The sequence below is a fragment of the Thermococcus sp. LS1 genome, from assembly GCF_012027395.1.
Classification (GTDB): Archaea; Methanobacteriota_B; Thermococci; order Thermococcales; family Thermococcaceae; genus Thermococcus.
This window is the reverse complement of sequence record NZ_SNUJ01000001.1, coordinates 738,100-750,121: the sequence shown is the minus strand read 5'-3', so window position 1 is coordinate 750,121 and position 12,022 is coordinate 738,100. Positions and strand designations below refer to the sequence as shown.

Below are 12,022 nucleotides of genomic sequence, written 5' to 3'. Positions count from 1 at the left end.
GTTTTTAAGCTTTGTTTTTACACAAAAACGGCAAAATTTATAAAGGTCAACGACGAACGAACTCCGGTGAAGACCATGAAGGTGCTCGTTGTTATGGGCAGCAGGAGCGACTTGCATATAGCAGAGAAAGTTACCGCGGTCCTAGAGGAGTTCGGCGTTGAATACGATCTCGAGGTTGCTTCAGCCCACAGGAACCCAAAAAAGGTCGAGGAGTTGGCAAAGAAGGACTATGATGTTTTCATAGCGATAGCAGGCCTGAGTGCGGCCCTGCCGGGCGTCATAGCCGCCCACACGGTTAAGCCGGTCATAGGTGTCCCCGTTTCGGCCAAACTGGGCGGCCTCGATGCACTGCTCAGCATCGCCCAGCTCCCACCGGGCGTTCCCGTCGCCACCGTTGGCATAGACAACGGCAAGAACGCTGCTCTGCTCGCGATTGAGATTCTGGCACTGAAAGACGAAGACTTGAGAAGGAAGCTGAAAGAGTACAGGGAGAAGATGCGGGCGTAGGCCCGCAGTTTAGAGCGGGCTTATTTCACCCCACATTATTTTAGCAAGTTTTCGCTTATTTTAGCTTACTCTATGGAACATCAAAATCCTTTTAAATCTTTGCTTCTTCCGTCGAACTGTAACAAAATGTTAATCATAGGAGGTGCTTCCTCCTCTCGTAGTCCTGGGAGTGCCAGTCGGCGCTCCTGGTTCTCAGTTCCACCATGTGGGCGACCCTCTCAGCCCTCTTCTTCGCTTCCTGAACATCCCTGCCCCAGGCCAAGGCAATACCCAGGCGCCTTCCAGGGTAAGCCCCGGGCTTTCCAAAGAGCCTTATAGTTGTGTTGGGCACACTTAACGCCTTAGTCAGCCCTCTAAAGCGCGGGGAGAACCCCGAGACGTTGGCCTTGATGACGTGGGTTGCGGCTGGAGTAAGCATCGGGAAGAGTCTGTACCCATCGACCCATTCGCCCGGTATCGGGAGGCCAAGAACTGCCCTCAGGTGGAGGCCGAACTCCGAGAAGCCGGACGGATGGGAGGCGAGCGTTACCATACCTGTGTCGTGGGGCCTCGGGGAGACCTCGTTGGCCCAGACTTTATCGCCCTTGACAAACATCTCAACGCCGAAGAGGCCGAGGCCGCCGAGGACATCTGTGATGCGCTTGGCTATCCTGTAAACCTCGCGCTCGGCCTTCTCGCTTATCTCCGCCGGCTGCCAGCTGGCGTGGTAGTCACCGTCGATCTGGTAGTGGCCAACCGGTTTGGGGAAGGTGGTAACTATTTCACCGTTCTCGTCAAAGTGCCTCACAGCCAGCTCGGTTATCTCGACGTCGAAGTCAATGTGTTCTTCAACGATTATCTTGTCCGAACTACCGCGGGCTTTCTTCTTGGCCTCCTCCCAGGCCTTCGGAACGTCTTCGGGGCCCTTAACGAAGTAGGAGCCTTTTCCAGAAGAACTCATTATGGCCTTGGTGTGGCAGGGGTAGCCTATCTTCTCGCAGGCCTCGTAGAGCTCATCGAGCGTTGTCGCGTAGGCATAGCACGAGGTTGGAACCTTAGCTTCCTTCGCTAAAGTCTCCCTTGTCCTCTCACGGTGCATGGCTATCCACGTTGCTTTGGCGTTTGGGACAACAAAATAGCCTTCATTTTCAATCTCAAAGAGCGCATCCAAGTTTATGGCTTCAATCTCGGGGATTATTGCGTCAGGCTTCTCCCTCTCCACGACACTCCACAAGAAGTCCTTGTCCTTCATGTTGCCCACATAAGAGCGGTGAGCAACCTGCATAGCAGGGGCGTTGGCGTAGCGGTCAACGGCTATGACCTCAACGCCCAGGCGCTGGGCCTCTATAGCTATCTCCTTCCCGAGCTCGCCGCTACCGAGGAGAAGTATCTTCTGGGCAGAATCCGTCATGGCGGTTCCAAGCTCATCCCTAAGCTTCACCATGAAAATCACCTCAAGGTTTGACGTTAAAATGTTAAAATTTGCAAGTATTTAAGCCTTTTTAAGCAAAAAAATGGCAAATTTTTTAAGCTCTTCCGCGAACCAGCCAGTGGTGATGCTCATGCTGACCTATGCCCAAGCAGGAGTTGATGACGAAAAGACCTCAAAGGCCCTGAAGGGAATAATCTCACTCGCAAAGAAGACCTTCGAGTTCAGGAAGGGTAAAATCGGTGAGCCGGCCGAAGATCTCGGCCACTACGCAGCCTTGATGGACTTCGGAAGCTTTTACCTCGCCATGACCACGGACGGAGTTGGCACAAAGGTGCTCGTTGCTGAGGACGTTGGAAAGTTCGACACCATAGGAATAGACATGATAGCCATGAACGTGAACGATTTGCTCTGCGTCGGTGCAGAGCCCGTTGCCTTGGTCGATTACCTTGCCGTTAAGGAGCCGGACGAGGGAGTCTTCAGCGAGATAGCGAAGGGCCTCTATGAGGGGGCAAAGCAAGCGGGAATAGCCATAGTGGGCGGCGAAACGGCTGTAATGCCTGACTTGATAAACGGCTTCGATTTAGCCGGAACCGCCATCGGTGTCGTCGAGAAAGACGGAGTAATAACGGGCGAGAAGATAAAGCCCGGAGACGTGGTCATTGGAGTTTCCAGCTCAGGGATACATTCAAACGGCCTAACCCTTGCCAGAAAGCTCCTCATCCCGAAGTACGGCCTCGACTACGAGTACGAGGGCAGAAAGCTCTGGGAGCTTCTCCTTGAGCCCACGAGGATTTACGTGAAGCCCGTGCTTGAGCTTTTGAAGAGCGTTGAGGTTCACGGGCTGGCACACATCACCGGCGGCGGCCTGCTCAACCTCAATCGCCTGACGAACCACGGTTTCAGGCTGGAGATGCCGCCCATCGAGGGCATATTCAAGCTGATCTACGAGAACGGCGTTCTGCTGGAGGAGATGTTCAGGGTCTTCAACATGGGAGTGGGCTTCGCTGTCATAGTCCCCCAAGAGGGGAAGGAGGAGGCCCTCGAAATTCTCAGCAAACACTACGAAAGCTTTGAGCTCGGAATGGTTACAAAGGAGCCGGGAATAGTCGTGGAGAACTACGGAATAAGGCTTTAAACACTCTTTCCAATTTTTCTCTGTGAATCCAATGGAAATGACCGTCAAGAGAAAGGCCTTCCTCGAGGAACTTCCGAAGGTCGTAGATGATGCCGTTAGGGAGTATGGCCCGAGACTGAGGAGAATAGAAATAGCGGAAGACGAGAAGGGCTGCTACACAGTTTTCATAACCTACGAGTCTGACTTCAAGCCTCCCCGGTGAGCCTTCTGTAGAGCTCCTCATAGGCGTTTATCAGGTTGCCCTTGTCGAAGCGGAAAACGTCCTTATCGAGGCTCTTCCTCGTTTCGGCGTCCCATAAGCGGCAGGTGTCAGGGCTTATCTCATCCCCAAGGACTATCTCGCCTCTGCCGTTCTTTCCGAACTCGAGCTTGAAGTCGACGAGGATTATTTCCCTCTCGGCGAAGTACTCCCTCAGGATTTCGTTAACCTTCAGAGCTATGCGCTCCATCTCTCTAATTTCCCCCTCACTTATTCCGAGAATTTTGGCATGGTAGTGGTTTATCATCGGGTCTCCTTTGCTGTCGTCCTTGTAGTAAAGCTCGATTACCGGCTCCGGAAGCTCGGTTCCTTCCTCCAGCGGAAGGCGCTTTTTCAGGCTTCCAGCAACGACGTTCCTGACCACAACCTCGAGCGGATACATATCGAGCTTTTCAACAATGAGCCTGTTGTCACCTGCAACACCTATGAAGTGGGTCTTAACACCCCTCTCCTCAAGAACCCTGAAAAGAGCCGCGCTTATCTGAGCATTAAGCCAGCCTTTTCCGTTGAACTGGGCCTTCTTCTTGCCGTCAAAGGCCGTTGCATCGTCCTTGAACTCCATAATAACCTTTCCGTCGTCGAGCGGGATTATCTTCTTGGCCTTACCTTCATAAACATGCATAGACTTCACCATATTTATGTAAATTTTGTGAATATTTAAGCGTTATTTTGCCATTAATATGGCAAAACATGGGCAAAGCTTTTAAACATAAAACGCTAAAAAAGACCGTCAAAAATCCATCATAATTATCACTTTCACGTCAATCAGTGTGAGGGTACGCCATGAGGGAGAAGTGCGGGATCTTTGCAGCGAAGACTGAAAACGCCCCGACGAAGGCATACTACGCACTCATCGCTCTGCAGCACCGCGGCCAGGAGAGTGCAGGAATAAGCATCTGGAAGCACAGAATTAAAACGGTGGCCGGCCAAGGCCTTGTCTCCGAGGTGTTCAAGGGAAAGGGGCTGGCAAAGCTGAAGTCCAACCTTGCCGTAGCCCATGTCCGCTACTCCACCTCCGGCTCGCTGAACGAGACCCAGCCGCTCGAGGTCTCCTGCTGCGGGAAGAGGCTTGCTTTGGCTCACAACGGCACCCTCACGAATTTTCTTCCCCTGAGGAGGCACTACGAGAGACTTGGTGTTAGGTTCAGCCACTCCGTCGATTCCGAGCTCCTTGGCGTTTCCTTCCTCTGGCACCTCAAGGAAACCAGGGACGAGTTCGAGGCGATGGGAGAAGTTTTCAACGAGGTCAAAGGCGCGTATTCCGTTGCCTTCCTTTTCGACGGGAAGATAATCGTCGCGAGGGACCCTGTAGGATTTCGCCCGCTGAGCTACGGAACCGGAGACGGCCACTACTTCGCCTCCGAAGATTCCGCGCTGAGTCTCTTTGTTGATGAGATAAGGGACGTAAAGCCCGGCGAGGTCTTCTTCGTGGATGATTCGGTTGAGAGCAAAGTTCTAGTGGAGGAGAGCCACCACCACTGCGTCTTTGAGTACATATACTTCGCCCGGCCGGACAGCACGATTGAGGGTGTTAGCGTTTACTCGGCGAGGGTCAGAATGGGCCATGAACTTGCAAAGGAAAGCCCTGCCGATGGAGACGTCGTCATAGCGGTTCCCGACTCCGGAAGGGCAGCCGCTCTGGGCTTTTCCCAGGAAAGCGGCATCCCATACTCTGAGGGGCTCATAAAGAACCGCTACATCGGAAGGACGTTCATAACCCCGGGGCAGTTCTACCGCGAGCTGAAGGTCAAGCTCAAGCTCTCGCCAGTTAAGGAAATCGTCGAGGGCAGAAAAGTCGTCCTCGTGGACGATTCAATAGTCAGGGGCACGACGATGAAGAGGATCGTTGCAATGCTCAAAAAGGCCGGCGCGAAGGAGGTGCACGTGAGGATCGCTTCGCCACCGATAAGGTATCCCTGCTACATGGGAATAGACATCCCCACCAGGCACGAGCTCATAGCGGCCTTCGGCGGCATCGAGAAGGTCATGAAAGCCATTGGAGCTGATAGTCTGGCGTATCTAAGCGTCGAGGGGTTGAAAAAGGCAGTGGGGAAGAGGGGGCTCTGCACCGCCTGCCTCACCGGCGAGTATCCAGAGTGGGCTTTCCGCTTCTGAGCCTCCTTATTCTGAATACATGAAAATTTGTAAAGTCAAAGAGCCTTCCTGAGGAAGTACTCATGCAGCCTCGCGTCTTCGGTTAACTCAGGATGGAACGCTAAGCCAATGATGTTCCCCTGCTCTACGCCAACGACCTCATCGCCGTGCCAGGCTATGGGCTTGACCTTATCGCCCAGAAGCTTGACTATCCTCGGCGCGCGGATGAAGACACCCGGGAACGGTTCATCGCTGAAGGACAGCTTTAACGGGGCTTCGAAACTGTCCACCTGCCTGCCGTAGGCGTTTCTGTTAACCCTGACGTCGAGGAGCTCCAGAAAGCGCTGCCCCTCAACGGCTCCCTCGACCTCCTTTGCGAGGAGGATTAAACCGGCACAGGTGCCCATTATTGGAAGCCCTTCCTCACCGAGCTTCTTAACCGGCTCAAAGAGACCGTTCTTCTGCATCAGCCGAGATATGGTCGTGCTCTCTCCGCCCGGCAGGATTATCACGTCAATGGCATTCAATTGCTCGGGCCTCCTCAGCCAGAATGCCTCCCCCTCGACGCCGAGCCTCTCGAAGGCCCTCTTCGCCGCCTCGATGTGCTCGCTAACCGCCCCCTGAACACCAATAACTCCGACTTTGAGCACCTTCTCACCCCCAGAAATAGAGAAAGAAAAGCTCAGACGCCCCTCTCCTCGAGGCGGACCTCGAGCTCCTCAATCTCCAAGCCCTTCATGGGCTCGCCGATCTCTTTGCTTATCTCGGCTATAACGTCCGGCTCGTCCCAGTGGTTAACGGCCTCAACTATTGCCCTGGCCATCTTTTCCGGATTGGAGCTCTTGAAGATGCCGCTGCCCACGAAGACGCCGTCCATGCCCATCTGCATCATCAGGGCAGCGTCAGCTGGAGTGGCAACTCCTCCGGCGGCGAAGTTAACCACGGGCAGCCTTCCGAGCTTCTTTATTTCCAGGAGAATCTTGTAGAGGCCGTCAACTATCTCGCGGTAGGTGTAGTGGCCGTAAACGGGCTCGTTCTCAAGGACCTGCCCCGGCAGGCCGCTTATTTCCCTTATCTGCCTGGCCAGCCTGAGGTACGGCTCGGCGAACTTTTCAGCCACGGCATAAACCTGCTCGTCCGTCATGCGCTGGATGAGCCTTATGTTGTCGGCGACGAGCCTAACGTGTCTGACTGCCTCGACGATGTTGCCGGTTCCGGCCTCACCCTTGGTTCTTATCATGGCGGAGCCTTCCCATATCCTCCTGACGGCCTCCCCGAGATTCCTCGCTCCACAGACGAAGGGAACGTTGAACTCCCTCTTGTCTATGTGGAAGAACGGGTCCGCTGGAGTTAATACTTCGCTCTCGTCTATCATGTCTACACCGAGCGCCTCAAGAACTCTAGCCTCGGCGACGTGGCCTATCCTGACCTTGGCCATGACAGGAATCGTCACCGCGTCCATTATTTCCTGGATCTTCTCTATCGGAGCCATCCTTGCAACTCCACCTGCCTTCCTAATGTCGGCCGGAACTTTGTGAAGGGCCATGACAGAAACTGCACCGGCCTCTTCCGCAATCCTCGCCTGCTCGGCGTTGGTGACGTCCATAATTACGCCGCCCTTGACCATCTTGGCGAAGCCGCGCTTCAGCCTTTCCGTGCCCTTAGCCTCAATAACGTGGAGCCTTCCCATCGGTATCACCTTTTCAAGCTTTAACTTGCAATAATCTCAAGAAAAAACTTGAATATAAGGATTGCGGTGTGGGAGCAGAAATGACCAGGGAAGCAGTTTAAAGACTTAACAGCCGGAGAATATTGTACAGGGTTGTTCGGATTGGATTAAAAATCCAGCAAATATTTTTCTGTCCCTAGCTTACTACTCAACGATGTTTGCCAAGACATAACTCCTTTATTACTAAGAAAAGTTTAAAAACTGCAATCGTGTGCTCAACACTGGTGATACAATGGAATGGCGTAGGATTGTTGCCCTTATCCTAGTTGTACTCTTTCTTGGAATGACAGTCAGCAGTGCAAGCGCCACGGCAGAGTTAGTGAACACTACCTCGAACAGCACCGTAGAACTCCCGTCAGAATTCAATCCTGAGAGGAAGCCAGGAGATGAAGTCCAGCCGCAGTTCCTACCAGCTATTGGTGTTGGTATAAGTATAGTAGTGGGCAGTACTGAACTGTTAGCCATAACCGTAAGCTTAGCTACAATAGCTGCCATTGGACTTTACAGGGTCATTGAGAAATACGGGGGTTCACCTGGCAAGTATGTGCTGAAGGCCATAGGCATTAAACAAACCTCGGAGTTTGGTGATGGTTTCCTGACGACTGCAGGCCATTACATGAAGGATCCAGACGTTAAGTACAACCTAAAGAAAATCTGGATCATTCCACTACCTAAAGTTGAAAGTATTGTAATCTATGATGGCTCAAGAAAGATAGTGGAAGTCAAAACCAGCGAGCTTGACCAAGTCAGCGACCTCTTCAGTCCAAAAGAATTTGGACAACTACTCGCGAGGGCCTGGCTTAACGGATGGGACGCAAATGACGCGAAGAAACTTGCCGAGGAATTTGACAGAAAGTACAAGAGCTTCAGGGCACACTTTAAGGGGAGATACAGCTGTGGTGGCTACTTCCCAGAAGGGGATGTCATTATTGACAGTATGGGAGCAAAGCACATAATTGAGCGACACATCTTAGAAGAAAAATGGAAATACAAGTCAAAATTCAAGTACTTAACCGCAGATATGCTCCTCCAAATGCTCAAAGAGACAATTGAAACTGGTGAAATAAACTGTGACAGAAGCAATCCACCAAATGAAGTAGTCCTTGAAAAGTATTACTACGGGCTTGGCGCCAAGAACAAGCTAAGGGTGGTTATTAGGAAAGTGTCCAATAATCTCTACAGGATAGTGACAGCACATCCAATAGATTGGGACTGAATAGTATCTAAGAAACCATTTTTTAATTTTTATTACATAACCATAAGGGTGGTACAAATGGGGGAATTCAAAATCACGTTCACACTTAACGAACCCTTTGGACCATTAGAAAAGATGGCGGAAAAGGCAACAACGGAAGGAAGAGAATATGAATATTCAAACGAATCAATAATAGAGATGGCTCTCAGCGAGTACGATGTTTCTATCTACTGCCAAGGTGAGAAGATCTTTAATGCGACCGTTAACTTCAATGAATTCCTCTATGAGCTTCTCCGCTTTGCATTTTATGCTATAACTGGGGAAGTTCCCAAGAACGTAAGGTCCTACGGATGGAGCTTTAAGATCCCTAAAGAGCTCCCGAACTGGCTTGACAATGAAGTCAGAATTCTCAGAGGACTATTGAAAAACAAATTTAACAAATTGGCATCAGACCTGTTCTTGAGATCCTTTCTTGGAAGTTATGATCCAACTTTAGTCATCTACGGATTCAGGGAGGATGAGTATATCTATCTCGTAAGTGTGGATTACAGGAAGGTCTGTAGGGTACCGGTTAAAGAGTTTGTGAAGGTTGCAATAAACGTCACTGACAAGGCCATCCAAGAGTTGGAATCCTGCACTCGCATATTTGAGGAGAACGGGATTAAAGGGTACCTAAAGATAATTAATGACTACAAAGAACTCCTTAAAAACCTGAAAGAATTGAGCGAAGAGTGAGGATAGTGATGGGCATTAAATTTTGTGTTAAGCCAAGTCTTGAAAAGCTGAAGGAATCCGATGGATTTGGAGCCTGGCTTATCATAGAAGTCAACGAGAAGAGGATTGTGTAGGCCGCTTGCTACATTGTACAAGCATTGAGCGCGCTCTTTGCTTCTGTAACTTACGCGGTCAAGTCATGCAGGGAAATTCCCTACGCGCTTGAGAAATTTTGAGAGGACGAAAAGAGCGCAATAATGAGGAACTGCAAGAACGGAGAGCTTAGGGTAAGTTTTGGCACTTACGAACCAATTTTCGTAGTAGTATTCAGGAAGGAGGGCGATTATGTAGTTATTAAATCCTTTGAGGAGAGGCAGTTCGTTGGTCGGGAGAAGATAGGGGTTGAGGAGTACGTTAAAGCCGCCGTAGGGTTCCTTGAGGAGTACTTAAAAGATGCCACAGAAGATGCATACTTAACCGCCCTTGAACGGGTGAAGGAGCTTATACGAAACAGCAGGTATGCAGGTGCACTGGGGAGAGAATAAGTGTGGAATTATGATTATGAGCTCCAACAGTTCGGGCGGCACCCTGACTATTTCCACTTTCTTTCTCGGCGTCCCACTGACTCCTCTGCCTTGGCCGGCGAGAGATACAGAAAGGGAACCCAAAAGAAAAATGCACAGAAATCTCCAAGAAACAGATAAAACTCACAGCCTCCCAACAATATCGAGGCTGACATCAAAGTTCTTCACAGAGTGCGTCAGGTAGCCCAGGCTTATGACGTCGATGTCAAGCTTGGCGTAATCGGTTATGTTCTCGGGTGTTATCCCGCCGCTGACTTCAATTTTAACTCTCTCCCTGAGCCCTTCTCGCTTGAGGGCTTCCAAAACCTCGGCTATTTCCTCAGGCTTCATGTTGTCGAGCATCACAACGTCGGCACCTGCCCTGGCCGCTTTGAGGGCATCCTCGAGGGTCTCGACCTCAACCTCGACGACTTTGTAAACACTGAAGGCCTTGGCGCGCCTTATGGCTTCTTCCAGGGGGACAAGAGCCAGGTGGTTGTCCTTTATGAGTACGGCATCGCTGAGGGAAAAGCGGTGGGGCTCACCGCCACCTATGAGTATCGCCCTCTTGTCTATCGGCTTGAGGAGGGTTTTTCTCGTTCCGGCAATCCGAACCTTCGGGTTTACCGCCCTCACCTTCTCGACCAGCTTCCTGACTTCGGTCGCTATGCCGCTCATCCTGCCCATTATGTTCAGCGCGGTTCTCTCGACGAGGAGGATTGAGCGGGCGTTTCCGACGAGCTCAAGGAGGACGTCGCCCCTCTTCACGGCCTCGCCGTCCCTCTTCCTGACCTCAACTTTAACCCCAAAGTACTCGAACAGGGCTTTGGCCTCTTCAACGCCCGCTATTATTCCTTCCTGCTTCGCGATGATTACGGCCTTTGCATTCAACTCCTTCGGAATAACCGCCTCACTCGTGACGTCGCCAAAGGGGGCATCTTCCTCAAGGAATCTGAGCAGGTATGAAAGGGAAATCATTTCGTCTCACCTCTGAGGGGATTCCACTGCGGGCTTTATTTCGTTTTCCGTGGGAAGCCAAAAACGAAACTCATTTTATTTCCTTAATCTCCACGCCAAAAGAAGCACGATAACCGCAATTCCCAGTGCGGCGAGATAACTCCTTTCTAAGGAACGCTCTCCTGGGAACTCAACGATACGGACGCCATTCCCATCGAAGTAGGCCAGTCTCCTCCCATCAGACAGCAGACAGCCGTTGCCACAGTCCGCTATTTTTGGTTTAAAGGGCAACTTAAAGGCGTTGCCCTTGTGGTACAGAACACTTCCGTTTACCGTGACTTCACTGCCGTTGAACTTAAGGGTGCCCTTAACTGGACGTCTTCCAATAAAAACAACCTGGGGCCGATTCTTCCTGCATACTGGAGTTATATCGGTCGCGTTTTCAACCTCCTCAATTCCCTTGGATGAGATAAGGATGTACTCAAGAACCTTACGGTGCCACTTGGGAATTTGCCCTTTCTCCGGTTTCCACCAGTAATCCTTGCGAATGATCCACTTACCATTGTAAGTCCCTGCAAAGGTGAGGGACAGGTTGCTCTCTCGCGGAATAGAACCGAGGGGTATAAGTCTGTAACTGCCATTTAGGTTGATTATTTCAAAATAGCGAGTCCAGACCGTGCTATTGTTAAAGAGAAGCTGGTTTGCATTATGCATTATGGTAGCGAAGTGGGTGCCGTTGAAGCATAGGAAACCTTCGTAATGTCCATCTAGATTTGGAAGCACCCAGTCACTGGACAGGCCATCCTCCGTCAAATTCTTGATTACCAACTCGGAGCCATTGAGTTTAACAAGTTGCGGCTCTCCCCAGTAACTGGAAAACGGTGTGTACACCACCAGATAACCGTGTGGAACGCTCTGGATGTCTCCCAGATAGCAGGAGTCGTCAAGCCAGGTGCATGCAAAGGAATACTCCTTATCAATGTCGCTCGGTTTAATTAAGCTGTAAATCGAATTATTGACTATCGCGTACCAGTGGTACAGCCCAACCTTAAACGTCCCTTCTATCTCAAAGAAAAAGTAAAATTCCCCGTTCCAGTAGATTGCACTCGCATCGTACAAGTCATCTATCCCCGTAAAGTTCCCCAAGAAGTGAAGTTTACCATCGTAGGTGTAAAGCTGGAAGTCCGGGAAGTAAGGGTTTGAGAGGTTTCGGTAGAGAAGAACTCTTTCCCCGTTTGAATGGACGAAGGTTAGGTTTGGGAAAGTAGCGTTCAGGAGCTTAAAACCCTTCCCCGGTTCGAAGAACCAGAGCTGAGTAGTGTTGTTTGCTGATCCTTGAGTCAGGACTAGAAAACCGTCATGGTAATGGATTATTCCTGTAATTTCTGGAGAATCGGCTAAAACATAATGGGAAAGAAAAAGATGCAGCAGAAAAATCAGTAGAATGTACTTTCGCAT

The 12,022-nt window shown here is 50.8% G+C and carries 13 protein-coding genes; 7 read left to right on the top strand and 6 right to left on the bottom strand.

Annotation, left to right across the window (positions count from 1 at the left end; all coding sequences use genetic code 11):
• The first annotated feature begins 75 nt into the window (after positions 1–75).
• Positions 76–507 carry a 5-(carboxyamino)imidazole ribonucleotide mutase gene (gene purE / locus E3E26_RS03960; RefSeq protein ID WP_167900156.1) on the top strand — a complete coding sequence of 144 codons (432 nt, stop codon included), beginning with the start codon at positions 76–78 and terminating at the stop codon, positions 505–507.
• A 133-nt stretch (positions 508–640) separates the two neighbouring features.
• On the opposite strand, the gene purT is transcribed toward purE, so the two are convergent.
• A complete protein-coding gene (gene purT, locus E3E26_RS03955; RefSeq protein WP_167899979.1) occupies positions 641–1,930 on the bottom strand; it encodes a phosphoribosylglycinamide formyltransferase 2 in 1,290 nt (429 codons plus the stop codon).
• Between the two features lie 118 nt (positions 1,931–2,048).
• On the opposite strand from purT, the gene purM reads away from it, so the two are divergent.
• Positions 2,049–3,053 carry a phosphoribosylformylglycinamidine cyclo-ligase gene (gene purM, locus E3E26_RS03950; protein ID WP_167900155.1) on the top strand — a complete coding sequence of 335 codons (1,005 nt, stop codon included), beginning with the start codon at positions 2,049–2,051 and terminating at the stop codon, positions 3,051–3,053.
• Positions 3,054–3,075: 22 nt separating this feature from the next.
• A complete protein-coding gene (locus tag E3E26_RS03945; protein WP_167899385.1) occupies positions 3,076–3,255 on the top strand; it encodes a hypothetical protein in 180 nt (59 codons plus the stop codon).
• Here the strand turns inward: E3E26_RS03945 and purC are convergent.
• Positions 3,239–3,934 (bottom strand): phosphoribosylaminoimidazolesuccinocarboxamide synthase, encoded by a 696-nt coding sequence (gene purC, locus E3E26_RS03940; RefSeq protein ID WP_304940784.1) that lies wholly within the window; start codon positions 3,932–3,934, stop codon positions 3,239–3,241. The genes E3E26_RS03945 and purC overlap by 17 nt on opposite strands.
• 161 nt (positions 3,935–4,095) lie before the next feature.
• On the opposite strand from purC, the gene purF reads away from it, so the two are divergent.
• Positions 4,096–5,427 carry an amidophosphoribosyltransferase gene (gene purF / locus E3E26_RS03935; protein ID WP_167899977.1) on the top strand — a complete coding sequence of 444 codons (1,332 nt, stop codon included), beginning with the start codon at positions 4,096–4,098 and terminating at the stop codon, positions 5,425–5,427.
• A 35-nt stretch (positions 5,428–5,462) separates the two neighbouring features.
• Here the strand turns inward: purF and pdxT are convergent, their stop codons facing one another.
• On the bottom strand, positions 5,463–6,056 hold the full coding sequence (pdxT, locus tag E3E26_RS03930; RefSeq protein ID WP_167899976.1) for a pyridoxal 5'-phosphate synthase glutaminase subunit PdxT: 594 nt from the start codon (positions 6,054–6,056) through the stop codon (positions 5,463–5,465).
• Between the two features lie 32 nt (positions 6,057–6,088).
• On the bottom strand, positions 6,089–7,096 hold the full coding sequence (gene pdxS, locus E3E26_RS03925; protein ID WP_167899975.1) for a pyridoxal 5'-phosphate synthase lyase subunit PdxS: 1,008 nt from the start codon (positions 7,094–7,096) through the stop codon (positions 6,089–6,091).
• A gap of 250 nt (positions 7,097–7,346) precedes the next feature.
• On the opposite strand from pdxS, the gene E3E26_RS03920 reads away from it, so the two are divergent.
• The 3 genes from E3E26_RS03920 to E3E26_RS03910 all read left to right on the top strand — a co-directional run bounded on the left by E3E26_RS03920 (position 7,347) and on the right by E3E26_RS03910 (position 9,589).
• Positions 7,347–8,351, top strand: coding sequence for a hypothetical protein (locus E3E26_RS03920; protein WP_167899974.1), 1,005 nt, complete (start codon positions 7,347–7,349; stop codon positions 8,349–8,351).
• Between the two features lie 57 nt (positions 8,352–8,408).
• Positions 8,409–9,065 carry a hypothetical protein gene (locus tag E3E26_RS03915; RefSeq protein WP_167899973.1) on the top strand — a complete coding sequence of 219 codons (657 nt, stop codon included), beginning with the start codon at positions 8,409–8,411 and terminating at the stop codon, positions 9,063–9,065.
• Between the two features lie 236 nt (positions 9,066–9,301).
• Entirely contained in the window at positions 9,302–9,589 is a 288-nt protein-coding gene (locus tag E3E26_RS03910) for a hypothetical protein (RefSeq protein ID WP_167899972.1), read from the top strand.
• Between the two features lie 162 nt (positions 9,590–9,751).
• Here the strand turns inward: E3E26_RS03910 and nadC are convergent, their stop codons facing one another.
• Entirely contained in the window at positions 9,752–10,585 is an 834-nt protein-coding gene (gene nadC, locus E3E26_RS03905; protein WP_167899971.1) for a carboxylating nicotinate-nucleotide diphosphorylase, read from the bottom strand.
• 75 nt (positions 10,586–10,660) lie between these two features.
• Positions 10,661–12,022, bottom strand: coding sequence for a hypothetical protein (locus E3E26_RS03900; RefSeq protein ID WP_167899970.1), 1,362 nt, complete (start codon positions 12,020–12,022; stop codon positions 10,661–10,663).